Consider the following 25,331-nt stretch of genomic DNA (forward strand, 5'->3'; position numbering starts at 1 on the left):
GCTCTCGGCGGCCGTAGCACTCGTGGCGCTCATAGCGGGCTCATGTCGCGCGGCGGGGGAACAGCGCCTCGCCCTTCACCACCGCGGCCCCACCGGGGTAGCGGCCCCACTCGCCGGCCTCGGGCAGGCGCTGCGCGTCGACCCGGCCGGCGAGGCCGATCCGCTCCCAGATGGTCTGGCACGTGCCGGGCACTGCTGGCGACGCGAGCACGGCGACGATGCGCAACGCTTCGAGCGCGTCGCCCATCACCGCATCGACCGCGGCCCCGGGCTCTGCCTTCCACGGCTCGTTCGCCTCGAGGTACGCGTTCGTCGCCCGGATGAGCTGCCACGTCGCCTCGAGCGCCCGTGACGGCTCGACCGCGGCCCAGCGCTCGGTGGTCTCCGCGACGGCGCTCGCGGCGGCCTCGGCCAGCGAGCTGTCGAGGCGCGGTGCCGGGCCGACGCCGCCGCACTTCTTGGCCACCACTGTCGCGACGCGCGAAAGCAGGTTGCCCAAGTTGTTGGCGAGGTCGGCGTTGAAGCGGGCGGTCAGGCCCTCGTAGGTGAAGTCGCCGTCCTGGCCGTACGGCGTCTCCGCGAGCACGTAGTAGCGGAACCCGTCGAGACCGAAGTCGTCGACGAGGTCGAGCGGGTTGACGACGTTGCCGGTGGTCTTCGAGATCTTCTCGCCCCCGGCGAGCAGCCAGCCACCGACAGCCCAGCCCCGCGGCGGCTCGATGCCGGCCGACAACAGCATCGCCGGCCAGTAGACGCAGTGGTGGCGGATGATGTCCTTGCCGATCAGGTGGTAGTCGACGGGCCACCAACGCGCGAACTGCTCGTCGTCGCTGCCGTAGCCGACAGCAGACAGGTAGTTGGTCAGCGCGTCGAACCACACGTAGGCGACGTGCTTGGCATCCCACGGCAGCGGGATGCCCCACGTGAGGCTCGTGCGGCTGACGGAGAAGTCGCGCAGGCCGGAGCGGATCAGCCCGAGCGCTTCGTTCGCCCTGTGGTCGGGCACGATCGCGCGGGGGTGCGCGGCGTAGTGGTCGAGCAGGCGGTCCTCGAAGCGCGACAGCCGGAAGAAGTAGTTCTCCTCCTCGTACTCCTCGACCGGGCGTTTGTGGATGCGGCAGTTGTCGCCGTCGAGCTCGTCGTCGGTGTAGTACTCCTCGCAGGCCACGCAGTACTTGCCGCGGTATACGTCGAGCTCGATGTCGCCCGCGTCGTAGCACGACTGGAGCAGGCGCTGCACGGCCACGCGGTGGCGGGGCTCGGTGGTGCGGATGAAGTCGTCGTTGGTGATGCCGAGGCGCTGCCACGCCTCGACGAACTGGGGAGCGATCTCGTCGGCGAACTGCTGGGGCGACTTGCCGGCCGCCTCTGCCGCCTGCTGGATCTTCAGCCCGTGCTCGTCGGTGCCGGTCAGGAGGTGCACGTCGTCGCCGAGCAGCCTGTGCCACCGGGCAAGCGCGTCGGCGACGATGGTCGTATACGCGTGGCCGAGGTGGGGCTTCGCGTTTACGTAGTAGATCGGCGTGGTGAGGTAGAAGCGGCTCACTCTGGCGAGGCTACGGGTTCGTCCTTCACCACAGCCGGGGCATTTGGGGTGGTGGTCGCGGGCGCCGGGGCCGTGCCCGCCCCGTCTCTGAGGAGCGCCCACGCTCCCACGGCCGCGAGGAGGAGCGCTACGACCAGGGTGCCGAGATGGATCCCGGCCACCACGAGCAGGAGGGCTGCGGCGGCGAACGCGACGAGGGCGACGGCGTCGGAGTGTGCGCTCACGATGGACAGCAGGGAGCCACCGGAGTCGCTGGCGTTCGCCCGCAGGGCCTTGACTCGTTCCCCACCACCGGTCAGCCAGGCGACCAAGGCGATGATCGCCCCCACCAAGATGGTGACCAGCACCAGCGAGTAGAGGCTGGACGCGAGGGTGGTGGTCACGTCGTGGATCGCCGCGCGCGCGCCGGGTTTGAGCACGAGCGTCGGCGAGTCCCTCACGATCCTCTTGACGACGGCGCTCACCACCAGCATCGCCACCGAGGAGGCCAGCACGAGACCGATCACCATTCGACGGCGGCGACGGGCGAGCGCGACCGCGCCGACGAGGCACACCGCGGTGATGATCAAGATCGCGACGATGGCTCGGCGCATCAGGACCACCGCTCGCTGAGCGGCAACGATCGATCCCTGGGCGTCGGCCAGCGCATCGCTGCGGTAGACGACGAGCTGACCGAACTCGGGGCTGAGCGTCTTCCCGAATGCCTCCTCGAGCGCGGCGATGTTCTCGGCAGACGAATCGGAGCGGTCGAGATCGGGGACGTCGACGTCATCGAGGAGCCCGATGTTCTGCACGGCGAGCAGGCCGCGAGCCAGCAGCGGTGTCAGGTCGATGCTCACCTCCCCGTCGGTGACGGTGAAGCCGTCGACGAGTCCATCGCCCTCGACCAGGCGGACGAACGCGCCGTGGGCCCGCTCCACTGCGACCAGCATCACCTCGCGCACCGGCTCGGACGAGATCAGGGAGTCGACCTCGTTCTGGACGAAGTTGCGCGCCCCTCCGACGATGGCCGGAGCGAGAAAGCCCAGGTTCTCGGGCAGCTTGTCATCGAGGGTCGCCTGAGGATCGACGAGCCCGAAGATCTCGTCGGTGATGAACGCGGCGAGGCCGGCGGTCACCGCCGGATCGTCGAGCGCGGCGTCGGCGGCCTTGACAGTCGCCGAGGAGTCGAAGATCACCCTCGACGCCCAGATCGAAACCACGCTGGCGAGCACACCGATGACGGCGATCACGGCGACGACGCCGGCCAACACCGCGCGGACCCGCGAGCGCATGCCGATCGCCGGCGGCGAGGGCGAGGGGGACATCTCAGGCAGGGACGATGTACTCATGCGGATCTGTCTGCTCTCCCCGCGCCCTGGTCGAGCGCCATTCGCGGACCTTCCGAGGAGACCTCACCGGTCACTGTATGCATCAGAGGCCGGTCGCTGCTTTCACGCGACCGTCGGCCACGGCCAGCTGATGGGCCGCGAAGTCGGCCTCGTTCTGATCGGCGTAGCGGTGGGCGAACTCGGCCATCGCGCGGTCGAAGCGATCGGAGTTGCCCAGATACCCGGCGATGGCGGTCGGCTGCCCGGAGCGGGCGTGGGCACGGGCGAGGCTCCATCCGCACACGCGGGCGTATGCGGCCAACGCCACCGGACCCATGTGATCGATGTCGGCCGAGGCCTTCATGTCGCGAAGCTGGCGCCAGTAGTAGTGGCGCCCGTCGAGGGTCGACGCGCTCCACCCGAGGAAGATGTCGCTCGCGGCCTGCATCTGACGCTGGCCCTCGACCACCCTGTGGCCCGGTTGCTCGTGCTCCGAGGGCTGCAGGAACTTCTCCAGCACCGAGGCCCGCGCCTCCTTCATCTGCAACAACAGGGGAGCGCCGGTGCGCCGGCACTGCAGAAGGCCGATGAACGCCCGCAGTCCCACGCTGCCGACGCCGACGATCTTGTGAGCGATGTCGACGAACTCGTAGCCCTCGAGCACGCCGCGCGGCCCGGGGAGCAACGACTCGCGGTACTGGTGGTAGGTGTCCTTGATCCCGGCGCGCAGCTTGTTGACCTGCCGGGTGCTCACGACAGTCGAGAGCGGCATCACGAGCGGCGGATCGTCGACGATGCGCAACCGGCCGTCGACTTCGGTGCAGAGCTTGCGTGCCGCATTGAGGCTGGTCCGCTGCCGCGCCTTCGCGAGGTTCGCTTCGGCGCGACGGCGTTGCTCCTTGCCGACGTACTGGCGTGCGGACGCCACGACCTCGTCGGCGTTCGTTCGTGCGTACCAGGTGTCGAGCGGTGTCATGCGAGCGAACTCGGCCATCGCCGAGCGGTACCTCGCCGCGCACGCCAGCGCCGCTGCATCCTCGCTCTCCCGGCCGCGAAGGCCGTTCGACCGGGCCGCGATCGTGAAGCTGGTGACGAGACGCTTCAGGTCCCACTCCCACGGGCCCGGAAGTGTCTCGTCGAAGTCGTTCAGGTCGAACAGCAGTTGGCGCTCCGGCGAGGCGAACACACCGAAGTTGGAGAGGTGGGCGTCGCCGCAGAGCTGCACGGTCAGCCCCGTGGTGGGCGTGGCGGCAAGGTCGGCGGCCATGATCGCCGCCGCTCCGCGGTAGAACGCGGAGGAACTCGCCCCCATGCGGCCGTGGCGGATCGGGACCAGGTCTGCCGAGCGGAACTCGTCCTGCTCGAGCAGGATCGCTACCGGGTCGGCACGATCCCCGGCGGGGGTCCACTCACCGTGGGTGCCCCGTGGGAGCTGGCGGCGGAGCTCGGTGCCGGTCTCGATCGCGTCGGCTGGCGGAGTCGTGCTCCGTGGGGTCATGCCTTCGTCGACGAGGCGCTACCGATGAGTGCCGAGACGAGGATGCCCATGGGGAGCGCGCCCCAGTAGCTGAGACCGAGACCCGGGGCGACGTTGCCGAAGAACAGCATCAGCAGCCACGTCGCCGGGAACGTCGCGACCAGGAAGACGAGGAGCCCACCGAGTAGTGCGGTGATCATTGCGATTCCCTCCTTGTAGGGCGAGACCCGGTGCGCAGGGGCGCGGGCTGCCGGCGTGAGTATTACCAATGGCTCGACCGGTTGTGTGGATCCCGACGGGCTGCACCAGAACCGCACCCGAGCCGACCGACCGCGTCAGGAGCGCAGCGACCGGAACTTCCAGCCGGCGCCGAAGCCCGCCGCGGCGACAGCGGTGGTGGCCACCGCGGCGGTGGTGCGGCGGATGACGCTCTTCGTGCGCTGGCTGAAAATGACGATCGGCCAGCCCTGCCGGCGCGCGATGCGCTCGAGGCGCGCGTCGGGGTTGACGGCCACGGGATGACCGACGGCCTCGAGCATCGGCAGGTCGCCGGCGGAGTCGCTGTAGGCCCAGCACTGAGCGAGGTCGAAGCCCTCCCAGCGCGCAAGGTCGGTGATCGCCTCGACCTTGCCAACGCCATAGCAGAACGGCCCGACGAGCTCGCCGGTGTAGACGCCGTCGACCACCTCGCTGCAAGTGCCGATGCCGCCTGTCATGCCGAGCGACATGGCGAGCGGACCGACGATCTCTACCGGCGACGCAGACACGATGTAGGTCGCTCGGCGCGCGTGCCGGTGGAGGTCGAGCAGGCGGCGAGCCTCCGGCCGGATGCGGGCGAGGAGGCGGGGCAGGATCTCGCCGTTCAGCGCGATGAGGTCTTCCTGGCGCAGTCCCTTGACCGCGCCGAGGATGCGCTCACGCACCTCGTTGGTGGTGTCGTCCGACGCGCCTGCCAGCTTGAACCACGCCGCGCCGAGGGCGTCCTTCACGAACTGGCCCGTCGGGATCAGGCCCTGCGCCCTCGCCTCGAGCGCGAGCGTGAAGGCCGACGACCCCGAGATCAGGGTGCGGTCGAGGTCGAAGAAGGCCGCGCTCGGGCCGGCATGGGCGACAGAGGTGAGCTCGCTCATCGGGGTGCTCCTCTGCGGCACCGTACCCCCTCGGTGTGGCGATCGCCGGGCAAGGCGAAGTGCGATATGTCAAGACAGACGGGTGCTCTGAGATATCGCACTTCCGGTCTGGCGCCGGCCGCGGGCAGGGAAGTGCGATATGTCAGGACAGACGGGTGCTCTGAGGTATCGCACTTCCGGTCTGGCGCCGGCCCGCCCTTCGCTCTGGCGCCGGCCCGCCTTCCGGTCTGGCGCCGGCCGCCGCGGCGGCCGGTCGGCGCCGACTCAGAGGCGAAGGGCGAGGTCGTATGCGCGCCGCTTGGGTACGCCGAGCGCGGCGGCAACCTGCGCAGCCGCGTCTCGCTTCGAGCAACCGGCACCGAGGGCGGCGCGCAGGGCGTCGTTGATGGCGTCGTCGTCCACCGGCGGGGCGGGCGGCGCGCCTTCCAGCACGAGCACGTGCTCGCCGATCGGGTCGCGTTCGCCGGCGCGGGCGATCGCCTCGGCGAGCGTGCCGCGCCACACCTCTTCGTGCAGCTTGGTCAGCTCGCGGCACACGGCGACCCGACGGCTCGGGCCGCAGACCTCGGCCAGATCGGCGAGGGTGCGCGCCAAGCGGTGCGGCGCCTCGTAGAGCACCACCGTGCGGGTCTCGCCGGCCACTGCGCGCAGGCGATCGGCACGCTCGCGACCCGAGCGCGCGAGGAAGCCCTCGAACACGAAGCGGGCAGACGGCAGGCCACTGAGCACCAGCGCCATCACCAGGGCCGCCGGGCCGGGCACGGCCGACACCTCGTAGCCGGCGTCGAGCACCGCACGCACCAACCGCTCGCCGGGGTCGGAGATGCCAGGCGTCCCGGCGTCGGTGACCACTGCCACGTCTCCACCCCGGTCGAGGACGTCGAGCACCTTGGCCGCCGCGGATACCTCGGTGTGTTCGTCCACTCGCAGCAGACGTGCTCCGCCGATGCCGGCGTGCTGCAACAGGCGCCCCGTGCGCCGGGTGTCCTCGCAGCAGACGAGCGCCGCCCCGGCGAGTGCCTCGACGGCGCGCGGCGCCAGGTCGCCGAGGTTGCCGATCGGCGTGGCGACCAGCGTCAGCGTGGCCATCAGCCGCCGTCGCGGATCTCGACCACGTCGCCTACGTGCAACCCCCACCGGGCGAAGGCACCTTCGCCGGCCTCGACCACCGTCGACGCGCGAAAGACCGGCACGCCCATGCGGTGTCGGCGCATGTGGATGGTCTTCACGACGGTGCCGTCGTCCGCGAGGTAGGCGACGTCGATCGGGAACCTCATGCCGATCGTGTGCACCCATCGGCACGGGCGCAGCACCAGGGCGCCTTCCATGCCGTCTCTGCCGAGAAGCCCGCGGGACCGATCGCGCCGTCCGTTCGCGACCTCGGCGGATGCGAGCACCCGGCCGTTGCAGACGAGCCACGCCATGGCCCACTTTCTATCGGCTCGCACTCGGTAGGCTGCGCGCCGAAGATCAGCCGGTCCGACCAGGAGGAACCGCACCTTGCCCAAACCCAAAGATGACGCCATCGTGATGGAGGGGATCACCGAGGAAGCCCTGAAGGGCGGCCATTTCCGCATCGCTCTCGACAACGGTCACGAGGTGCTCGGTCATCTGAGCGGCAAGATGCGCAAGCACCGCATCCGCATCCTCCCCGGCGACCGCGTGCAGGTCGAGTTGTCCGCCTACGACCTCTCTCGCGGCCGGATCATCTATCGCTACAAGTAGTCGGCCGTCCATCTGACGCCGAAGGCGACGAGGCTGGCGGCCCTTCACCCGTCGGTGCCACACCCCTCGGGCAGACTGCCGAAGCCATGACCGACACCACCGTCCACCGCCCGTCGCCATCCGTCGGCGATGCCCTCGTCGACAAGGTGCGCAAGCTGCTGGCCATGGCCGAGGGCTCGTCCAACCCCAACGAGGCCGACGCCTTCTCCCGCAAGGCGGCCGAGCTCGTCGCCGCCCACCGCATCGACCCGAACCGGCTGAGTGCCGCCGTACGCGACGACGTTCTCGCGCTGCGCAACATCGCTCTCGGGCGCGGCGCATACGTACGTGCTCGCCTGGCGCTCCTTCACGCAGTTGCCGATGCGCATGGCTGCCGGCTGGTGTTCGCCCCGAGCTACGACGGCACCACCGCCCATCTGGCCGGTTTCGAGAGCGACCTCGACTCCACCGAGTTGTTGTACACGTCACTGCACGCGCAGGCAGCGGCGCGCATGGCGGCGGTGCGGCGCCAGACGGGGGCGGCGACACAGCAGTGGCGGCGGTCGTTCCTGTTCGGGTTCGCGAACCAGGTGCGCGCGATGCTCGCCGAAAGCCGCCACAGCGCCGAGGACGCCGCCGAGCACACCGGCACCACCCTGCCCATGCTGGCGGCCCGCGATCGACGCGTAGACGACTTCGCGCGGCAGTCGTTCGGCCGGGTCGTGTCGGCGCGCCGCCCCGCGATGGCGACGGGGTCGGGGTGGGAAGCCGGGCGCCAGGCCGCCGACGGCGCCGATCTCGGCCGCGGGCGCGTCGATGCCCAACGCGCCCTCGGACGAGGCGGCTGAACCGTGGTCGACACCGACCGCGCGCAGGTGTACGCGGCAGAGGTGGCTGCGTTCGAGGGCACGACGGCCGAAGAGATCGTGCCCTTCCACCAAGTCGTCGCGCTGTCCGGACGGGTGATGAGCGATCCGTGGTGGCCGGTTGCCTGGGTCGAGGTGCGGCGCGCCCGTGCCGACGCGATGTCGTCCAGCACACGGGCCGGGTGCGACGTCGTGGTGCGCATCGCCGACCCGCAGATGACGCCGGCGACTCTCGTCCACGAGCTCGCCCACGTTCTGGCCGGTGCCGGCAGCGGGCATGGGCCGCTGTTTCGGCGCGCGCACGTCGACGTGGCCACGGTCGCTCTCGGTTCCGGCGTCGCCGGTTGGCTGACGGCGGCCTACGCCGGGGCCGGTCTCCCCCTCGCGGAGCGGCCGTGGGCTGCTCCTCCCACCGGAGCGATCGCGCTGTGACACGGCGCGAGTCGAGCTGGCTGACGACCGAGCTGGCTGACGACCGAGCTGGCTGACGACTACAGGCCGACGATCGTCGCCGCGAGACGGGAGCCGGCCTCGGCCGAGGTGACGAGCGTCGGCGCGACGACCACGGAGATCCCGAGCGCCTCGATCGCGCCGGCCTCGGCGCTGTCGTGTTCGTCGAGCACGAAGTACCGCACCAGATCGCGGTAGCACGAGGCGACCGCGGTGGCGCTGTGGACGCGTCCGCGGGCGCGCATGAGCGCGGCCCGGCTGCGGGCACGGCGCGCCTCGCCTTCGTCGGTGATCGGTACGCCGGTGACCACCGGCGTCACGGCCACGCACCGCCGGTCGGCGACCGCGCCACGGACACCGGGCAGGGCAAGGATCGCCTCGATGCTCGCGACGGGGCTGCTGGGTGCGATCACCACGAGGTCCGCGGCGTCGATGGCGTCGAGCACTCCCGGTGCAGGGCGGGCCTCCTCGATGCCGTGCCAGGTGACGTCGCGAACGTCGTCCTCGGCGCGGCGACGCACGAACCACTCCTGGAACCCGAGCACGCCCCGATCGGTGTGGACGAGGGTGGCCACCTCGTCGTCGGTCATCGGCAGCAGCCGGGCAGCGCTTTGAAGGCGCGCCGACAGCTCGGCCGTCACCTCGCTCAGCGTGGCCCCGCCCGCCAACATGTCCGATCGGCGCAGGTGGGTGGCGAGGTCGAGGTCGCCGAGTGCGAACCAGGGGTCGCCGCCCAGCTCACGCAGGCGGTCCATCGCGCGGAAGGTGTCGCCCTCGATCCCCCAACCCCGTCGGGCGTCGCGGAGGCCGGCGAGCGCGTAGAGGTTGGTGTCGAGGTCGGGGCAGACGCGCAGGCCGTGGATCCAGGCGTCGTCGGCGGTGTTCACCACGAGGGTGAGCCGATCCGGCCCGAGTGCTGCAGACAGGGGCACGGCGAGGCGGCTGGCACCGATGCCACCGGCGAGCATCGTCACCCGGGGCGTCGCCGGCCCGCCACGCGTACCGACCAGGGTCACGCCTCGCAGTGGACGTTCGGCGCGTCCGGGTCGAACTGGTCGAGCAGGAAGCGCTCCTGGGGCTTCTCGGAGATCGTCTTCGGGATCTCTTCGACGACGTGGAGGTAGCTCGGCACGAAGTTGGCTTCGAGCCGCTCACGGCAGGACGCGAACACCACGGCGGGGTCGAACGTCGCCGGGTCACGGGGCACGACGGCGGCCACCACGTCCTTCTCCCCGGGTGCGCCGGACGCCGCGGGCACGCCGTACACGAACACGTCGTCGACCGACGGATGCTCGGCAAGCGCCTTCTCCACGAACGCGGTGGCGACGAAGTCGCCGTTGTGGCGGATCCCGCCGCCCTTGCGGTAGTCGAAGTAGAACCAGCCGTCGGCGTCGCGGTGGCCCATGTCGCCCGAGCGCAGCCACCCGCCGCGGGTCTTCGCGGCTGAGGCCTCCGGGTTGCCGTGGTACTGCACCTCCGCGGCGCCACCCGCGGGCCGCGAGCAGATCTCCCCGATCGTCCCCGGCGGGCACTCGGCGTCGTCGTCGTCGAGGATCTTCATGTCGAGTCCCGGCAGGGGGCGTCCGAACGCACCGATCGGGCCCTGCCCGATGGCATTGAACGCCATCCCGCCCTCGACGGCGCCGTACCACTCGAAGACCTGTACGCCGAAGCGTTCCTCGAACTCACGCCAGATCGCCGCCGGCATGCCGGCGCTCACCACCATGCGCACGGGGTTGTCGGCGTCGTCTGGCCGCGGTGGCTCGCTGTAGATCGCCGTGCACATCCCGCCGAGCATCGAAAAGGTGGTGCACCCGTGCTGGCGGGTCACGTCCCAGAGCTTCGACTTCGTGAACTTGCGGCTGAACACGCATCGCAGGCCGAGAGCGATGGACGGGCCGAGGGTGACTGCTTGGGCGTTGCCGTGGGTGAGCGACAGCCCGGTGTAGGGCCGATCGGCGGGGCCGTAGCCGAGCATCAGCCCGAGCATCGCCAGCGCGCCGAAGCGGTTCGCCTCCCACACCACGCCCTTCGGGTCGCCGGTGGTTCCCGATGTGTACATCAGTTGCCAAGGCTCCATGCCGGTCTCGGAGCGGACGTCGACGGTTGCCACTGCCGGCGCGTCGTCGAGGATCTCGCGCAGTGACGACACGTGGCCACCGAGGTCGACGGCCGGGGCGCCGTTCTCGCCGGTCGGCAGCACCCACTCGAACTCGGGTGCGGCGCCGAGCGCCAGTGCGTGCTCGACCGCGGCGTGCGTGTAGTCGGCACTCACGATCCCGCGGCATCCCGCGTCGCGCAGGACGAACGCCAGCTTGTCGCCCTTGGTGCGGGGGTCGATCGGCACCAGGCAGACGCCGGCGATCGATGCGCCGACCATCGCCTCGACGTACTCCGGATGGTTGCGCAGCATCAGCCCCACCCGGTCGCCCACGCCGAGACCCTGGCGGACGAATGCGGCGGCGATGGCGTTCCCGTTGCGATGGAGATCGGCGTAGGTGCGCACCTCGTCGGGCGTCGCGCCGCCGTCGAGGGAGAGGTGTTCGAACGTGACCACGTCGAAGTCGGGCTGAGCCTCGGCCTGGGTGGCGATCACGTCGCAGAGGAGCTTGCTCCCGCGTTCACGCCCGTTGGGGGCCACCTCAGACCCCGAGGACCGTCACGCACAGGGCGGCGACGTCGTCGCCGACGGTGCCACCGCCGTTGTGGGCGAGCCCGATCCGCGCGCCCGGCACCTGGCGCTGCCCGGCGCGCTCTTGTAGCTGTTCGGTCAGCTCGACCACCTGCGCGATGCCGGTCGCCCCGACCGGATGGCCCTTGCGCAACAAGCCTCCGGAGGTGTTCACCGGGATCCGGCCGCCGAGGGCGGTGTCGCCGCGCTCGACCAACGGACCGCCCCCGCCCGGCTCGCACAGCCCCAGCGCCTCGTAGGCGATGATCTCGCCCGGCGCCGAGGCGTCGTGGCACTCGACGACGCTGAGGTCCTCGGGCCCGAGTCCGGCGAGCTCGTACGCGGCCTGCGCACACCGCCTGGCGGTGTCGGGCTCACCGGGCGCACGGTCGCTGCCGGATTGCAGCACGCTGGCCAGGATCCGCACCGGCTTGGTGATGCCCATCTCCCGGGCCTTGCGCTCGCTGACGATCACCGCCGCGGCCGCGCCGTCGCCGATCGGCGAGCACATCGGACGGGTGAGCGGCTCGGCGATCATCGGCGCAGCGAGGACGTCGTCCACGGTCAGCTCGTCGCGGAACTGGGCGCGGGGGTTCAGGTGTCCGTGACGCGAGTTCTTCGCCGACACCCCGGCGAACTGCTCGACCGTCGTGCCGTAGCGCTCCATGTGAGAGCGCGCGACAGCGGCGTAGATGTCCATGAACATCGACCGCTTCTCACCCGCACCCGACGCGCCGGACTCGGCCCCGCTCGCCTTGGCGCCGCTCTGCAACGCGGCCATGATCTTGGCCAGCTCTTCCACATCGACGGCTCCGCTGAACGCTCCGAACGTGCGGCGCTTGTCCTCGTGGTACAGCTTCTCGACGCCGAGCGCGAGCACCACGTCGTACATCCCGGCGGTGACCATCGCCGCCGCCTGGTTGAACGCCGTCGAAGCGCTGGCGCAAGCGTTCTCGACGTTCACCACCGGGATCCGCCCGATCCCGATGCCGCGCAGGACGACCTGACCGCGGATGCACTCCTGGCCCGTTACGACGCCGGCGGCCGCGTTGCCGACGTACGCCGCCTGGAGGTCGTCCTTCGCGAGGCCGGCGTCGGCGAGTGCCGCCTCGACCGCCTCGCCACCGAGGGACTTGAGGCCACGTTCCAGGTACTTGCCGAAGTTGGTCATGCCGACCCCGGCGACCACCGCGTTCATCTTCATCTGCTCGCTCCTTCGAACTCAGACCAGACCGCTGCCGGGCACGTCGAGGGCCTTGCGCAGGTACTCGAGCTCGGCCTCGCGGTAGGGGAGGGGACCCGGCCGGGTGAACATCTTGTCGTGGGTGAGCTCGTCGACGACATCGGGGTCGCGCGGGAAGGGAGTGCCGTAGCCGTTCAGGTAGAAGCGTTCCTCGAACGGCTCCCGCGGCCGCTGCCCGCCGGCCTCCCAGTGCTCGGCCGGGTACCCGACGGTCTGGAGGACCAGCACCCGGCAGGTGTCGGGAAGCCCCAGGTTCTGGCGGATCGCCTCGGTGTTGGGGCTGCCGAGCAGGCATGTGCCCAGTCCCTGCTCGTACGCCATCAGTGTCGCCTGAGCGATGCCCTGCCCCGCGTCCATCTCGTTCAGCCCCGGTCCCTTCAGCCCCTCGAGGATCGTCGAGAAGAAGGGGATGATCTTGCCCTCGAGGTCGGCCTCCTTGTCCGGTCCGACGCCCAGGGCTCCGGCACGCAGCAGCTCACGCAGTCGGTCCGACTGTTGGTCGATCGCCGCCGTGTCGAGGTACCACACGATCACCACTGGCGCGCGTCTGATCTGGAACCCGGCCACCGGCGCGATCAGCGCGTCGAGCACCTCTTGGGGTGCGGTATCTCGCTCGACCACAACGGCGCGCAGGGCCTGCACGTTGCCCCAGAACGAGGCCAGCCGCGCCGCTTCCAGCATCCGCTGGATCTTCTCGCGCTCGACCGGCTGGTAGGTGCGCATGAAGCGGATCGACCGCCGGCGCCCGATGACCTCGCGCAGTTCCATGTGATGACGACTCCCGGTGTTCGAAGGGACAGGGGATTCCGGTGCTAGAGGCGAGCGCCGCCGACGATGCTGAGGACCTCGTTGCAGCCGTCCTCGATCATCGAGGCGCGCGCGTCACGAAGGATCTTCTCGATCGGGTACTCCTTGGTGAGACCGTTGCCGCCGAAGATCTGCAACGCCTCGCTGGCCACCTCGAACGCCGTCGTCGTGGCGAAGGTCTTCGAGGCCATCGAGTACTGCACCGGGGGTACCTGGCCGGCGCCGAGGACGTGGACGCGCCGGGCCAGCGACCTGGCCGCTTCGACCTTCGCGAACATCTTGAACAGACGCGACCGCACGGCCGGGTGCTCGATGATCGGCCGACCGCCCTGGATGCGAGTCTTCGCGTAGTCGAGCGCGAGCTCGTACGCGGACCGCGCTACGCCCGAGAACGTGCTGCCCATGTAGGAGTTGGCCATGGCGAGCACCATCTCGATGGTCATGCCGTACAGCTCTTTGCCGATCACCATGTACGACGCCGGGACGCGCACGTCGTCGAAGTGGATCTCGCCCTGTGGCAGCGCCCGCTGGCCGAGCTTGTCGAGTGGTTTGCCCCGCGACACGCCGGGCAGGTCGAGCGGCACGACGCACACGCCGCCGCCGGAGAACCCCTGGTCGCCGTCGATGGTGCAGAACAACGCGGCCACGTTCGCGATGGTGCCGTTGGACACCCATGCCGCCTTCGAACCCTTGATCAGGAAGTCGTCGCCGTCGCGGCGGGCGATGCAGTTGGCGGTCAGCTCCGAGCGCGTCCACGCCGGCTCGGTGAAGGCCAGCGTGTCGCTGCCGTGGTCGGGCTCGGTGACCGCCCAGCAGCCGATGTCGGTCGCGCCTGCGGCGCCGTAGCGCTCGATCAGCTCCGCGTTCCCGGTGAGGTTGGCGAAGAACAGGTGGAAGCGCGACACGCCGAGGCTCACCGCGAGGCCGGCGTCTCCCCAACCCATCTCCTCGTTGATGCGCGAGGTGAGCAGTGCCCGCTCGATCGGGTCGGTGCCGTCGTCGACGTCTCCCGCCTCTCCAATGCCGAGCTGGCGGAAGCGGTCGAAGAGCTTCCAGAGCGGTGAGCCCGGCGCGATCACGTCGGCAGGGTCCGCCAGCTTGTCGAGCTGTTGGCCGACCGGGCGCATCTCGTCGCGCGCGAACCGGTGGACGGCTTCGACCATGGCGAGGGACTCGGGCCCGAGACCGGGTTCGGCGAATACCTCAGACAGCGTGGACGACATCGCCAACCCCCATTCCCCCGAATGCGCTGGGCTCACGGGGACGATCCCCGTGATCGCCACTCTCCGGAGGACCACCACGTGGCCGCTAGGGACGAAGGTCCCGACGCTCGCGCAGCACGCTCGTCAAATCGGTCACGTCCGACACGTCGGCTCGCGTCTTGGAGGGCGGCTGATGGCCGCTGATCGAATGACCAGACCTGTTGCCGAGTGCTGATCGGCTGATAAGCTACGGCGATATGGCTCCTTCGACGACCAGAACGCGTGCACGGTCGTCGTCGGACGCCACCCGTGATCGAATCCTGGCGGCGGCGCTCGAGGTGTTCTCCGAGCACGGGTTCGAGGGCGCGTCGACGCGAGACATCGCCGGGCGCGCCGGCGTCACCCAGCCGCTGCTCAACTACCACTTCAACTCCAAGGACGAGCTGTGGCGTGCGGCCGTGGATCGGCTGTTCGAGTCGCTCGATCGTGCCCTGACGGCGCGCCTCGACGGCCTGCGCGGGGTCGACGAGCCGACGGTGACGCGGCTGCTGGTGCGCGAGTTCGTCTCGTTCTCGGCCCACAACCCGCAGTTGCACCGGATCGTCACCCAAGAGAGCAAGGTCGACGGGCCACGCATGGACTGGCTCGTCGAGCAACACGTCCGGCCGTTGTACGAGGCGACGACGGCCCGGTTCGGCGCCCTCGTCGACCAGGGTCATGTGCCGGCCATCCCCCCGGCGCACCTCTACTACATCCTCACCGGCGCCGGCTCGTCGATGTTTGTTCTGGCACCTGAGTGCCGCCGGCTCTCCGGTCTCGACCCGAGCTCCGACGAGGTGGTCGAAACCCACGCCGATGCCGTCTGCCTGCTTCTCTTCGGCTACTGACCCGCAAAGGACGAACGATGCGACACGAGATCGAGATCGGCTACCTCGGCATCGAAGTGCCCAACCCGGACTCGCTGAGCTCGTTCTTCGGCGACGTCGTCGGCCTCGTGCCCGGGGAGGCGATCGACGGTGACGCGACGACTTGGCGCAACGACGACAAGGCGCACCGGATCATCGTGCAGCGCGGCCCGGCAAGTGACGCCGTCCTGGTCGGCTTCGAAGCCACGAGTGCCGCGGCCTTCGACGCCGTCGTCGGCCGGCTGCGCGCGGAGGGCTGCGCAGTCGCCGATGGAACCGACGACGACCTGCGCCGCCGCCGGGTCGAGCGGTTGGCGCAGGTGGAGGCGCCGTGGGGCACCCGCGTCGAAGTGGTCGTCGGGCTCGAGCAAGCACGAACGCCTTACTCGTCTCCGTTGGTGCCAGGTGGCTTCCACACCAGCGGCGTCGGCTTCGGCCACGTCGCGATCGCCGCCACCGGTGCCGCCTTCGAGGAGTCCCATCGGTTCCTGGTCGGTGGTCTCGGCCTCGAGCAGTCCGACTGGCTGGAGATGGAGATGGCCGCCGGCATCGAGCTCGAGGTTCGCTTCTACCACTGCAACGAGCGCCACCACACCGTGGCGATCGCCCGAGCGCCGTTCGAGCTGCCCCAGAAGCTCCACCACGTGATGTTCGAGACCGCGTCCCGCGACGACGTGGGGGCGGCGTTCGACCGGGCGTGGGCGACGGATCTGGGCATCCCCAACGGTCTCGGGCGCCACGACAACGACGGGATGTTCAGCTTCTACGTGACCAGCCCGGCCGGTTTCCAGGTCGAGGTGGGCCACGGGGGCCGCGTCGTCACCGACGACTGGGACGACAACCGCCGTTACGACCGCATCAGCGCCTGGGGCCACCATCCCCTCCGGCAGGGCTGACGCCGGACGACCGAACGTACCGATAGACCGCTTACTTCTTCCGGGAGGACTAGTCCGATGCTGCTGCCTTTGGCTCCCGAGCCGTTCACTGTTCCGACCGATCGCGACCCGCTCCCCTCGGAGCGGCGCGAGTTCGTCCGCACCCACCGCACGTGCATATTCGGCTACGGCCGCAAGTCCGACGGGCCGGCGATGTCGGTCGTGTACTACATCCCCACCGACGACGACGAGCTTCTCGTGTCGACCATGGGCGGGCGCAGCAAGGCACGCGTCGTCGCCGGCAACCCCAAGGTGAGCCTGTGCGTGCTCGACGAGCGCTGGCCCTTCGCGTACCTCCAGGTGTACGCCGACGCCGTCGTCGACGCCGACCCTGACCTCGTCGTGGACGTGATGATGGCGGTCGGCGCCAGGATGTCGGGCCAGCCCCTCGGCGACGAGGCCCGCGAGTTCGTCGCCGCCATGGCCAAGGAGGAGAACCGCGTCGTCTTGCGCTGTCGCCCCTACGAGACGTTCGCCCAGCCGCCGCGGCACCTCCACCGCAACGACCAGGAAGAACGGATCACGCATTGGATCTCCGGCAGCGTCCCCTGGGACGCCCCCGACCCCGCGTGAGCTTGTCCCGTGTGGCGTCTGTGCGTACAGTCGTGCCATGGCCACCAAGGCAGAGACTCGAGACGAGCGGCTGCACCTCCGACTCTCGCCGACCGACGACGGGCTCATCCGAGCTGCTGCCGAGGCTGCTCACCTCTCCATCACGGAGTTCGTCGTTCGGGCCGCCCGTTCATCGGCGGCCGACACCCTCGCCGATCGCGACCACGTCGTGCTCGACGCGAAGGCCTGGGACTCCCTCGATCGGCGCTTGGCGCGTCCGGCTCGGCGCAATCCCAAGACGGCCGAGCTGTTCCAGCGCCCGTCGCCTTTCAGCGAGTGACCGGCGGCTTCACCAGGATCGAGCTCTTGACGGCCGAGCACCGGCTGGACGACTTCGAGTCGGGTGAGCCTGAGCTCGACGAGTGGCTGCTGCGTCGGGGTTGGCGCAACCAGCTCGCCGGCTTCTCACGCACATACGTCACGACGGACGGACTTCGGGTCGTTGGGTACCACGCGGTCTCGGCCTTCGCCGTGCTCCGAGCGGAGGCAACCGGCCGCGCCCGGCGGCAGGCGCCGGGGCAGATCCCGGCGATCCTGCTCGGTCGCCTTGCCGTCGATCGCCAAGCTCAGGGCCACGGGCTCGGGGCCGCACTGCTACGCCATGCGATGGAGCTGACGGTTGCTGCGAGCGACGCCATCGGGGTCCGGATGCTCGTGGTGACGGCGCTACACCCGGCGGCTGCCCGATTCTACGAACGCTTCGGGCTTTCTCCCTCGCCGACGAACCCGCTCGATCTGATGATCACGGTGGCCGACATCGAGGCTGCGATGTGATCGTTCAAGTGCCAGCGGTGGCCAGCTTCCGTGTGGTCCTTCTCAGGTCCTTGCTCGCTCCCCCTCAGGGGCGAATGATCCGCCGTGAGAACCTGAACGTGAAGTCGAGACCGAGCGCCATGTCCTTGCCCATCCAGGTGAGTTCCGGCCGCCCCTTCGGAGACCTCATGACCTGTCATCCTCCAACGAACCCTTGGGCCTGGAGAACCCATCCCACAGCGCGGCGACCGGAAGCGCCCACACCCGTTCGCCGAGGCGTGCGGTGAGTGGGCCTGTGTGGAAGAGGACGCCGCAAAGGAACCGTTCGCCGAGGCGGTCCCGGAGGAACGTCAGCCCTCTGGCATCGCGCTGATTCACCGAGCGGGCGGACTTCACCTCGATGGCCACCACGCCGCCGTCGGGGCGTTCGATGATGATGTCGACCTCGACTCCCGAGCGATCGCGGAAGTGGGCGAACATGAGCGCTTCGTCGACGGTGGTTGCCTGCCGCGTCAGTTCGGTGACCACGAACGATTCGAGGAACGCACCGCCCATCGCAGCGGTAGCGAGGCGTTGCGCTGAGAGCGACAGGACGCCGGCCGCAAGCCCGGTATCGGTGACATGGACCTTCGCCCGGTGCCCGGTCTTCGCAGAGACGCCGGCCGTCCAACCGGGCAGCTCGGTCGTCAGGTACAGGCGCTCCAGCAGCCGTCGGTAAGAGGACGCTGTCGGCTGGGTGACGTCGAGGACTTGTGACAGCTCGGTGTTGACCACCGCGGATGAGGTCCGTTGGGCGATGAGCCGGTAGAGCCGTGACAGCGCTCCCGAGTGGCGAACGTCGATGAGGTCGGGCAAGTCGCGATCGGTCACGGTCGCGAGGTAGCTCGCGAACCAGCGGGTGCGTTGAGCCGGCGTCGCACGTCGGAGGGCCGCGGGGTAGCCGCCTGCGGCGACCACATCGAAGACGTCGGCCCGTTCGAGGTTCGTGCGGAAGCTGCGCGGCTCGCCGTCGCTGAGCAGCTCGGCCAACCACCGACGCTTCGAACCGAAGATCTCGGCCGCGGCGAGCGGCATGAGCGAAAGCCGATGTGCTCGACCGGTGAGCGTCTCGGTCCCAGGTGGTAACAGGAACGAACTCACCGACCCGGCGAGCAGGAACCGGGTCGCGCCGCCTTGGCGGTCGACGACGCGCTTGACGTAGGAGAGCACCTGCGGCGCGCGATGGAACTCGTCGATCGCCACCAGCCCGGGCGATGCCAGCGCGGAACCGACGTCTTCACGAACGAGCTGGAGCACGCCGTCGTCGTCGAGGTCGAGTATGAGCGCGTTCCGTCGCTGTGCGATCGAGCGCAGCAGCGTGGACTTGCCGGATCCTCGGGGGCCTTCGAGCAGGATCGCCGGCTCCTCGTCGAGCAGCCGGTCGACGAAGGGCTCAGCCCACCGTTCCACGTGCTCGATCGTCGGGATCACGTTCCCAGGTTAGCCCAAACCGCTGAATCGTCCCACGCCAACTTACATGATCGTCCCTTTACTCTTTCCATGATCGTCCCGTGTTGTGCTTCACGATCGTCCCCGCCCAGGATCGTTGTGACACCCTCGAGCGAGGCTCACCGTCGACAGGCAAGGGGGCGATGATCGCGTGTACCTGACGTACCGGTCGCACCGGGGAGATCGTCGGGTGGTGCCAACGCGCTGACGTCGAACACCTGCTGCCCACGGACGTGCCCGGGAGCCAATGGCAGTCAGTCGCCATCGAGGTCGGACGGCTCGCGCTGCAGCCCGGGTTGCCGCGCCCGAGCGCCTAGTCCTCGCCCTCCTGCAGCGCGCCTATGGCCGCCATGAAGATCGGGCAGACAGCCGCGTGCGGGCATACGAGCCCAAGATCCTGCTCGGCCGAGCGCCAGTCCGCGAAACCCCTGTTACACGTTGAAGCGGAACTCCATCACGTCGCCGTCGACGGGGTGGTAGTCCTTGCCTTCGAGGCGGACCTTGCCCAGCTCTTTCGCCTTCACCCACGAGCCGATGTCGAGCAGCTCGTCCCAGTGGATCACCTCGGCGCGGATGAACCCCCGCTGGAAGTCGGTGTGGATCCGCCCCGCGCACTCGGGTGCGGTCGACCCGGCGTGGAACGTCCACGCGCGGCTCTCCTTGTCGCCGGTGGTGAGGAACGTGCGCAGCCCGAGCAGGTGGTAGGCGCTGCGCACCATCTTGAACAGCGCGCCTTCGCCCAGGCCGAAGCCCTCCAGCACGTCGGCCCGTTCCGCCGGGTCCTCGATCGCCGCCGCCTCGGCCTCGAGCTGGATGCACATGCCGATCACCTCCACCTCGTCGCCGGCCTCGTTCAGCTCCTCGGCCAACCGGGCCTCGACCTCGGGGATGCGGTCGATGTCGTCTTCACCGACGTTGACGACGGCGAGCACGCGACGGTTCGTAAGCAAGAAGTGCTGCGCGAGATCGCCGCGCATCTCACTGGAGAGCCCCGCGCGGTAGAGCGGGCGGCCGTCGCTGAGCGACGCGTACGCCGCTTCGAGCGCGGCCAGCTCACCGCCGAGCGAGCGGTCGAGCTTCGCCTGCCGCTGGGCCTGGTTGAGGCGCTTCTCGACCGTCTCCAGGTCGGCAAGCGCGAGCTCCAGCTCGACGACGCGCAGGTGCTCCAGCGGGTCGGTCGGCCCGGTGACGTCGTCGTCGACGAAGGCGCGCAGCACGAACACGACGGCGTCGACCTCGCGGATGTTGGCGAGGAACTTGTTGCCGAGGCCTTCGCCCTTGCTCGCTCCCTCCACCAACCCACCGATGTCCACCACCTGCACCGCGGCGTGCACCACGTTGCGCGACTTCGACATCACCGCCAGCCGGTCGAGCCGATCGTCGGGCACCTTGGCGACGCCGATGTTCGGGTCTTTCGTGGCGAAGGCGTACGGCGCGGCCAAGGCCCCGCCGCCGGTCAGCGCGTTGTAGAGCGAGCTCTTGCCGGCGTTGGGCAGGCCGACGAGGCCGAAACGTTCCATTGCGATCCTCGAATCCGTGGGCCGTCGGAGGCTACCGGCCGGCCGTCACCGCCCGCCTGCCGCCCACCGGCGGGCCCTAATCTCGGCACCATGACTCCGGTGGAGGCCTTGGAGCGGGTGCTGCACTGCCTCGACCGCGCCCACACCGGGGGGTTCAAGACCAAGGCGTTCGCCCGTGCCCTCGACGTGGTGCGGGCAATGCCCGACGAGGAGCTGGTCGAGCGTGCGGAGAACGGCACGCTCACCCGCGTAGACGGCATCGGCGACGCGACGGCGGCAATCGTCTCGGATGCGCTGCGCGGTGAGATACCCCCTTACCTAGAGAAGCTGGAGCGCACGACGCAGATCACCATCAGCCCAGAGGCCGCGCCGTACCGAGCGGCGCTGCGCGGCGACGTGCACCTGCACAGCACCTGGAGTGACGGCGGGGCGAGCATGCGGCGCATGGCCGAGACCGCGCGAGCCCTCGGCCACGAGTACATCGTGCTGACCGACCACTCGGCTCGCCTGACGATCGCCCACGGCCTCGACCGCGGGCGTCTCCTCGCCCAGCTCGACGAGCTCGCCGAGCTGAACCGTGAGCTGTCACCGTTTCGCGTGCTCACCGGGATGGAGGTCGACATCTTGGAGGACGGCTCGCTCGACCTGGACGACGACCTGCTGGCCGCGCTCGACTTCGTCGTCGCGAGCGTCCACTCCAAGCTGCGGATGGAAGCCAAGGCGATGACCAGACGGATGGTCGCGGCGGCGTCGTCGCCGCACGTCGACGCGCTTGGACACTGCACCGGCCGGCTCATCGGCAAGCGCCCGCAGAGCAGCTTCGACGCCGACGCGGTCTTCGCGGCTTGCGCGGCGAACCGCACAGCGGTGGAGATCAACAGCCGTCCGGAGCGCCTCGACCCTCCCCGCGAGCTGCTCGACCTGGCGTTGACGCACGACTGCTACCTGACCATCGCCTCCGACGCGCACGCCACCGGCCAGCTCGAGTGGCAGCCCCACGGCTGCGAGCGCGCCGCCGAAAGGGGCGTGCCGATCGAGGCGATCGTCAACACCTGGAGCGCCGAGGCGCTGCTCGACTGGGCGGGATCGTGATCGCGCAGACGACCGACGACCTCGTCGTCGCGCAGCTGCTGCCCACCTGGGCGGACGTGCTGGCGATCTCGCTCGGTGCGATCTCCGGCTCGATCGTGGCCCGCCGCTGGGGCGCCGACATCTTGGGCATCCTGCTGATCGCGATCGTGAGCGGCCTCGGCGGCGGCATCCTGCGCGACGTCCTGCTGAACCGACGCCCCGTTGCACTCACCAACGAGGTGCTCATCCCGGCGGCGCTGATCGCGTCGATGGTCGGGTTCTTCTTCGCCGACCTCACCGCGCGTCTGCACCGGCGCCTCGACGTGGTGATCGTGGTCGTCAACGCGTTGTTCCTCGGCGTCTACGCGATCATCGGCACCGAGAAGTCGCTGCTCGTCGGTCTGCCGACCAGCTCTTGCGTGTTCGTCGGCGTGCTCGCCGGCGTCGGCGGCGGCCTGACACGCGACATCATGCTGAACAAGGAGCCCGCGGTGCTCCAGCCCGGAGCGCTGAACGCGGCGGCCGCCCTCGTCGGCTGCATTGCGTATGCCGTGCTCGTTCGCTACACCGATCTCGGACCCTGGCTCGGGCCGGTCTGCGTGATGTTGATCGTCGCGCTTCGCCTGGCATCGGTGTACTTCGGCTGGCGGACGCCGACGCCACGCGACCTCGTCACCGAGAGCCACACCATGCGCGTCGTCGCCGAGCGGATCGGGCTCGACCACATCCTCCTCGAGATCGACCCGCAGCCCGCCCAGCCGGCCGACCCCGAGACGGACGCCCCGCCGGAGCCCTGAGTCGCTGGGGGATGGCGCACCGCCACCGGTAGGCTCGTACCCCTATGTCCAAGAAGACCAAGAAGCGCAAGGCGCGCATGCGTCGGTCGAAGGCGAACCACGGCAAGCGTCCCAACATGGGCCGCGGCTGACCAACCGCCTTCCGACGATGATCCCCGAGCCGCCTCTGTCACGGCGTGAGGCGGTGGCCGACACGCACCACGGTGTCGAGGTTCCCGACCCCTACCGCTGGCTCGAAGCAGGCGATGCCCCCGAGGTCGCCGCCTGGGTGGCCCAACAGAACGACCGCACCCGCCAGGCGCTCGATGCCCGTCCCGACAGGGCGACGTGGCACGAGCGCCTCGTCGCGTTGATGGGTCTGCCCGTGGTGCTTGCGGCGGCGGTGCGCGGCGACCGGCTGTTCGTGCTGGAGCGCTTCGAGGGTGCCGACCAAGCCGTGCTCGTGCTGCGCAGCGCCTCCGACGCCGGCGTGGCGCCACGGGTGCTGGTCGACCCTGCCGCGGCGACGGGCGATTCGTCGGTCGCGATCGACTGGTTCCACCCGTCCACCGACGGTTCGTTGCTCGCTTACGGGACGAGCCACGGCGGCGACGAGCTGAGCGTGCTTCACGTGCTCGCCGTCGACACAGGTGAGCAGCTTCGCGACGTCATCCCCGAGACCCGCGCATGCAGCATCGCCTGGCTGCCCGACGACACCGGGTTCTGGTACACCCGCTATCCCGAGGGCGACGAGTACAACCGTCAGGTCTGGTTCCATCGCCTCGGCGACGACTGGCACGACGACGCGCTTGCCTGGAGCGAGCCCTCCAACCCGCAGGCGTGGCCCAACGTGTACGTCTCGCCCGACGGCCGCTACGTGCTGGTCGAGGTGATGCTCGGCTGGGGCCACATCGATGCGCACGTGCTCGATCGCGACAGCGGCGAGTGGCGAGAGGTGGTCACCGGCCACGAGGCGGTGTCGGTGTTCGTGTTCGCGGAGGCTGGTCTCGTGGGGGTGACCACCGTCGACGCCCCGCGCGGCCGGGTGGTGTCGGTGCATCCTTCGGCGCCAGGGATCGAGCACTGGGTGACCATCCGTCCCGAGGGCCCGGCGGTGCTCGGGCGGCCGGTGGCGTGCGGCGACGAGGTGCTCGTGCCGGCGAGCGAGCACGCCGTCGACCGCGTGCTGCGCATCGGGCCCGGCGGCGAGGAGCGCGAAGGGCTCGACGGGCTCGGCATGGTCAGCGTCGTCGGCCTCAGCGCCGACCGCGACACCGCGGTCGGGTTCGTGGCCACGGCCGGGTTCACCTCGCCGAGCGCGCTGTGGCGCTGGGCGGCGACTTCCGGACTAGAGCGCTGGTGCCCGGCCGCACCCGACGCGGGCGCGGTGCCCGGGCTGGTCGTGCGCCAGGAGCGCTACGCGTCGGCGGACGGCACCGACGTCGGCATGTTCGTGGTGCACCGGGCCGACGTCACGCCCGCTGCGTCGACGCCCGCGCTGCTCAGCGGCTACGGAGGGTTCGCGATCACCGAGTCGCCGGCGTGGTCGCCGCTCGCCGCGGCGTGGTGCGCCGCCGGTGGCGTCTACGCCCTCGCCGGGCTGCGCGGCGGGGCCGAAGAGGGCGAGGCGTGGCACCTGGCCGGCCGCCGTGGCGAGAAGCAGAACGTCTTCGACGACTTCGCCGCCGCTGGTGACTGGCTGGTGGCGACGGGCCACACCTCGCGCGAGCTGCTGGCCGTGCACGGCGGCTCCAATGGCGGGCTGCTGATGGGCGCGACGTTGACCCAACGGCCCGACCTCGCCCGCGCGGTGTGGTGCGCGGTGCCGCTGCTCGACATGGTCCGCTTTCCCGAGTTCTTGATCGCCCGCCTGTGGACCGACGAGTACGGCGACCCCGCCGTGGCCGACGAGTTCGCCTGGTTGTTCGCCTACTCGCCGTACCACCGCGTGGTAGAGGGCACGCGGTACCCGGCGGTGCTGCTGACCACGGCCGAGGGCGACACGCGGGTCGACCCGCTGCACGCCCGCAAGATGGCCGCGATGCTGCAGTGGGCGGCGGCCGATCAGGACGAGCGGCCGGTCTTGCTGCACCAGGAGGGTCGCGCCGGCCACGGGGTGGGCAAGCCGGCCAGCAAGCGCGCCGACGAGTATGCAGACGTGCTCACGTTCCTCACCTGGCAGCTCGGGCTCGACCTGACCGGCGGAGGCTTCCGGTGACCCGCCTCGTGGAGCTCGAGGTGTCCGCCGTTGTCGACGCCTGGCGAACCGCCGGCCTCGACGTATCGGACGACGGTGTCGCCTCCGTTGGCGGCGTCCGGCTGCGCTTCGTGGAGCCCGCTCCGCACGCGCTCGGGTTGCGTGGCTGGGTACTCGACGGCGATCCACCGGGCGAGAACACGTCGATCGACGGGATTCCGACCGTCGTCACGGCCGAGAGTGCGGGGGGCGGCGACGGCGCGCCCTGCGGGCGGCTGCGGGCGCTCGGCATCGACCACGTCGTCGTCACAACGCCTTCGCTCGACCGCACCTGCGCGGCGATCGAGGCGGCCACGGGTGAGCCGCTGAAGCGTGCGCGCGAAGCCGGCGGCGGGATGCGTCAGGGGTTCCACCGCTTCGGTCCCGTGGTGATCGAGGTGCTCGAGCGTCCCGACATCGAGCCTGCCGCTGCCGCCGAGCTGTGGGGCTTCGTGCTGAACGTCGAAGACCTTCATGACGCGGCGTCGTGGCTCGGACCCGACGTGCTGTCGCCGCCGAAGGCTGCGGTGCAGCCCGGTCGCTACATCTCCTCGTTCCGCCCCGCGGCCGCGCTCGGTCTGCCGGTGGCGCTGATGACGCCCGACCCGCGCCAACACCGCGGGGCCTGA

The 25,331-nt window shown here is 70.1% G+C and carries 26 protein-coding genes; 12 read left to right on the forward strand and 14 right to left on the reverse strand.

From position 1 onward, the window contains the following. Positions 1 to 40: 40 nt before the first annotated feature. The 7 genes from metG to IPM43_12310 all read right to left on the reverse strand — a co-directional run bounded on the left by metG (position 41) and on the right by IPM43_12310 (position 6,887). Entirely contained in the window at positions 41 to 1,546 is a 1,506-nt protein-coding gene (gene metG / locus IPM43_12280) for a methionine--tRNA ligase (GenBank protein QQS24179.1), read from the reverse strand. After that, complete coding sequence (locus IPM43_12285; protein ID QQS24180.1) at positions 1,543 to 2,853, reverse strand: hypothetical protein; 1,311 nt, start codon at positions 2,851 to 2,853, stop codon at positions 1,543 to 1,545. The genes metG and IPM43_12285 overlap by 4 nt, the downstream gene beginning before the upstream one ends. Positions 2,854 to 2,959: 106 nt before the next feature. Beyond that, a complete protein-coding gene (locus tag IPM43_12290) occupies positions 2,960 to 4,354 on the reverse strand; it encodes a DUF2252 domain-containing protein (protein ID QQS24181.1) in 1,395 nt (464 codons plus the stop codon). Continuing rightward, positions 4,351 to 4,533, reverse strand: coding sequence for a hypothetical protein (locus IPM43_12295; GenBank protein QQS24182.1), 183 nt, complete (start codon positions 4,531 to 4,533; stop codon positions 4,351 to 4,353). The genes IPM43_12290 and IPM43_12295 overlap by 4 nt, the downstream gene beginning before the upstream one ends. A gap of 135 nt (positions 4,534 to 4,668) precedes the next feature. Beyond that, positions 4,669 to 5,463: an HAD-IB family hydrolase gene (locus tag IPM43_12300; protein QQS24183.1), complete on the reverse strand. Its 795-nt coding sequence runs from the start codon at positions 5,461 to 5,463 to the stop codon at positions 4,669 to 4,671. A gap of 264 nt (positions 5,464 to 5,727) precedes the next feature. Continuing rightward, positions 5,728 to 6,552: a 16S rRNA (cytidine(1402)-2'-O)-methyltransferase gene (gene rsmI, locus IPM43_12305; GenBank protein ID QQS24184.1), complete on the reverse strand. Its 825-nt coding sequence runs from the start codon at positions 6,550 to 6,552 to the stop codon at positions 5,728 to 5,730. Then, a complete protein-coding gene (locus IPM43_12310; GenBank protein QQS24185.1) occupies positions 6,552 to 6,887 on the reverse strand; it encodes a DUF192 domain-containing protein in 336 nt (111 codons plus the stop codon). Before IPM43_12310 ends, rsmI begins: the two co-directional genes overlap by 1 nt. Before the next feature lie 76 nt (positions 6,888 to 6,963). On the opposite strand from IPM43_12310, the gene infA reads away from it, so the two are divergent. The 3 genes from infA (at position 6,964) to IPM43_12325 (ending at position 8,465) form a co-directional block, all read left to right on the forward strand. Beyond that, the gene (gene infA, locus IPM43_12315; GenBank protein ID QQS24186.1) at positions 6,964 to 7,188 is read left to right on the forward strand and encodes a translation initiation factor IF-1; all 225 of its coding nucleotides are present in this window, start codon (positions 6,964 to 6,966) and stop codon (positions 7,186 to 7,188) included. Between the two features lie 86 nt (positions 7,189 to 7,274). After that, complete coding sequence (locus IPM43_12320; GenBank protein ID QQS24187.1) at positions 7,275 to 8,015, forward strand: DUF2786 domain-containing protein; 741 nt, start codon at positions 7,275 to 7,277, stop codon at positions 8,013 to 8,015. A gap of 3 nt (positions 8,016 to 8,018) precedes the next feature. Next, positions 8,019 to 8,465, forward strand: coding sequence for a hypothetical protein (locus IPM43_12325; protein QQS24188.1), 447 nt, complete (start codon positions 8,019 to 8,021; stop codon positions 8,463 to 8,465). A 59-nt stretch (positions 8,466 to 8,524) separates the two neighbouring features. On the opposite strand, the gene cofD is transcribed toward IPM43_12325, so the two are convergent. The 5 genes from cofD to IPM43_12350 are packed head-to-tail and all read right to left on the reverse strand — an operon-like array spanning position 8,525 to position 14,427. Beyond that, positions 8,525 to 9,451, reverse strand: a complete 927-nt coding sequence (gene cofD / locus IPM43_12330; protein ID QQS26454.1) for a 2-phospho-L-lactate transferase — start codon at positions 9,449 to 9,451, stop codon at positions 8,525 to 8,527. Between the two features lie 44 nt (positions 9,452 to 9,495). Further along, positions 9,496 to 11,124, reverse strand: a complete 1,629-nt coding sequence (locus IPM43_12335; protein QQS24189.1) for an AMP-binding protein — start codon at positions 11,122 to 11,124, stop codon at positions 9,496 to 9,498. Between the two features lies 1 nt (position 11,125). After that, positions 11,126 to 12,358 (reverse strand): thiolase family protein, encoded by a 1,233-nt coding sequence (locus IPM43_12340; GenBank protein QQS24190.1) that lies wholly within the window; start codon positions 12,356 to 12,358, stop codon positions 11,126 to 11,128. Positions 12,359 to 12,376: 18 nt separating this feature from the next. After that, the gene (locus tag IPM43_12345; GenBank protein ID QQS24191.1) at positions 12,377 to 13,165 is read right to left on the reverse strand and encodes a nitroreductase family protein; all 789 of its coding nucleotides are present in this window, start codon (positions 13,163 to 13,165) and stop codon (positions 12,377 to 12,379) included. Positions 13,166 to 13,209: 44 nt separating this feature from the next. After that, a complete protein-coding gene (locus IPM43_12350) occupies positions 13,210 to 14,427 on the reverse strand; it encodes an acyl-CoA dehydrogenase family protein (GenBank protein QQS26455.1) in 1,218 nt (405 codons plus the stop codon). A gap of 236 nt (positions 14,428 to 14,663) precedes the next feature. Between IPM43_12350 and IPM43_12355 the strand changes: the two genes are divergently transcribed. The 5 genes from IPM43_12355 to IPM43_12375 are packed head-to-tail and all read left to right on the forward strand — an operon-like array spanning position 14,664 to position 17,632. Beyond that, the gene (locus IPM43_12355) at positions 14,664 to 15,293 is read left to right on the forward strand and encodes a TetR/AcrR family transcriptional regulator (protein QQS24192.1); all 630 of its coding nucleotides are present in this window, start codon (positions 14,664 to 14,666) and stop codon (positions 15,291 to 15,293) included. Between the two features lie 17 nt (positions 15,294 to 15,310). After that, positions 15,311 to 16,207 carry a VOC family protein gene (locus tag IPM43_12360; GenBank protein ID QQS24193.1) on the forward strand — a complete coding sequence of 299 codons (897 nt, stop codon included), beginning with the start codon at positions 15,311 to 15,313 and terminating at the stop codon, positions 16,205 to 16,207. 57 nt (positions 16,208 to 16,264) lie between these two features. Next, entirely contained in the window at positions 16,265 to 16,819 is a 555-nt protein-coding gene (locus IPM43_12365) for a pyridoxamine 5'-phosphate oxidase family protein (GenBank protein ID QQS24194.1), read from the forward strand. A 37-nt stretch (positions 16,820 to 16,856) separates the two neighbouring features. Beyond that, a complete protein-coding gene (locus IPM43_12370; protein ID QQS24195.1) occupies positions 16,857 to 17,138 on the forward strand; it encodes a DUF1778 domain-containing protein in 282 nt (93 codons plus the stop codon). 17 nt (positions 17,139 to 17,155) lie between these two features. Beyond that, positions 17,156 to 17,632 (forward strand): GNAT family N-acetyltransferase, encoded by a 477-nt coding sequence (locus IPM43_12375; protein QQS26456.1) that lies wholly within the window; start codon positions 17,156 to 17,158, stop codon positions 17,630 to 17,632. Between the two features lie 165 nt (positions 17,633 to 17,797). Here the strand turns inward: IPM43_12375 and IPM43_12380 are convergent, their stop codons facing one another. Beyond that, complete coding sequence (locus IPM43_12380) at positions 17,798 to 19,081, reverse strand: ATP-binding protein (protein QQS24196.1); 1,284 nt, start codon at positions 19,079 to 19,081, stop codon at positions 17,798 to 17,800. A 449-nt stretch (positions 19,082 to 19,530) separates the two neighbouring features. After that, positions 19,531 to 20,619, reverse strand: coding sequence for a redox-regulated ATPase YchF (gene ychF / locus IPM43_12385; GenBank protein QQS24197.1), 1,089 nt, complete (start codon positions 20,617 to 20,619; stop codon positions 19,531 to 19,533). 90 nt (positions 20,620 to 20,709) lie between these two features. Here ychF and IPM43_12390 point away from each other — a divergent pair, with 90 nt between their 5' ends. The 4 genes from IPM43_12390 (at position 20,710) to IPM43_12405 (ending at position 25,331) form a co-directional block, all read left to right on the forward strand. Next, positions 20,710 to 21,711 carry a PHP domain-containing protein gene (locus IPM43_12390; protein ID QQS24198.1) on the forward strand — a complete coding sequence of 334 codons (1,002 nt, stop codon included), beginning with the start codon at positions 20,710 to 20,712 and terminating at the stop codon, positions 21,709 to 21,711. Continuing rightward, positions 21,708 to 22,487, forward strand: a complete 780-nt coding sequence (locus tag IPM43_12395) for a TRIC cation channel family protein (protein ID QQS24199.1) — start codon at positions 21,708 to 21,710, stop codon at positions 22,485 to 22,487. The genes IPM43_12390 and IPM43_12395 overlap by 4 nt, the downstream gene beginning before the upstream one ends. A gap of 148 nt (positions 22,488 to 22,635) precedes the next feature. Continuing rightward, the gene (locus tag IPM43_12400) at positions 22,636 to 24,684 is read left to right on the forward strand and encodes a S9 family peptidase (GenBank protein ID QQS24200.1); all 2,049 of its coding nucleotides are present in this window, start codon (positions 22,636 to 22,638) and stop codon (positions 24,682 to 24,684) included. Beyond that, positions 24,681 to 25,331: a glyoxalase gene (locus IPM43_12405; protein QQS24201.1), complete on the forward strand. Its 651-nt coding sequence runs from the start codon at positions 24,681 to 24,683 to the stop codon at positions 25,329 to 25,331. Before IPM43_12400 ends, IPM43_12405 begins: the two co-directional genes overlap by 4 nt.

The sequence above is a fragment of the Actinomycetota bacterium genome (assembly GCA_016700055.1).
Taxonomy (GTDB): Bacteria; Actinomycetota; Acidimicrobiia; order Acidimicrobiales; family Ilumatobacteraceae; genus Kalu-18.

Bases quoted from the DNA above. Each gene is read 5' to 3' on its own strand.
- IPM43_12285 (QQS24180.1), bottom strand. From the start codon at position 2,853: ATGTCCCCCTCGCCCTCGCCGCCGGCGATCGGCATGCGCTCGCGGGTC.
- IPM43_12290 (QQS24181.1), bottom strand. From the start codon at position 4,354: ATGACCCCACGGAGCACGACTCCGCCAGCCGACGCGATCGAGACCGGC.
- IPM43_12295 (QQS24182.1), bottom strand. From the start codon at position 4,533: ATGATCACCGCACTACTCGGTGGGCTCCTCGTCTTCCTGGTCGCGACG.
- IPM43_12300 (QQS24183.1), bottom strand. From the start codon at position 5,463: ATGAGCGAGCTCACCTCTGTCGCCCATGCCGGCCCGAGCGCGGCCTTC.
- rsmI (QQS24184.1), bottom strand. From the start codon at position 6,552: ATGGCCACGCTGACGCTGGTCGCCACGCCGATCGGCAACCTCGGCGAC.
- IPM43_12310 (QQS24185.1), bottom strand. From the start codon at position 6,887: ATGGCGTGGCTCGTCTGCAACGGCCGGGTGCTCGCATCCGCCGAGGTC.
- IPM43_12320 (QQS24187.1), top strand. From the start codon at position 7,275: ATGACCGACACCACCGTCCACCGCCCGTCGCCATCCGTCGGCGATGCC.
- cofD (QQS26454.1), bottom strand. From the start codon at position 9,451: ATGCTCGCCGGTGGCATCGGTGCCAGCCGCCTCGCCGTGCCCCTGTCT.
- IPM43_12340 (QQS24190.1), bottom strand. From the start codon at position 12,358: ATGAAGATGAACGCGGTGGTCGCCGGGGTCGGCATGACCAACTTCGGC.
- IPM43_12345 (QQS24191.1), bottom strand. From the start codon at position 13,165: ATGGAACTGCGCGAGGTCATCGGGCGCCGGCGGTCGATCCGCTTCATG.
- IPM43_12350 (QQS26455.1), bottom strand. From the start codon at position 14,427: ATGTCGTCCACGCTGTCTGAGGTATTCGCCGAACCCGGTCTCGGGCCC.
- IPM43_12355 (QQS24192.1), top strand. From the start codon at position 14,664: ATGGCTCCTTCGACGACCAGAACGCGTGCACGGTCGTCGTCGGACGCC.
- IPM43_12360 (QQS24193.1), top strand. From the start codon at position 15,311: ATGCGACACGAGATCGAGATCGGCTACCTCGGCATCGAAGTGCCCAAC.
- IPM43_12365 (QQS24194.1), top strand. From the start codon at position 16,265: ATGCTGCTGCCTTTGGCTCCCGAGCCGTTCACTGTTCCGACCGATCGC.
- IPM43_12370 (QQS24195.1), top strand. From the start codon at position 16,857: ATGGCCACCAAGGCAGAGACTCGAGACGAGCGGCTGCACCTCCGACTC.
- ychF (QQS24197.1), bottom strand. From the start codon at position 20,619: ATGGAACGTTTCGGCCTCGTCGGCCTGCCCAACGCCGGCAAGAGCTCG.
- IPM43_12390 (QQS24198.1), top strand. From the start codon at position 20,710: ATGACTCCGGTGGAGGCCTTGGAGCGGGTGCTGCACTGCCTCGACCGC.
- IPM43_12400 (QQS24200.1), top strand. From the start codon at position 22,636: ATGATCCCCGAGCCGCCTCTGTCACGGCGTGAGGCGGTGGCCGACACG.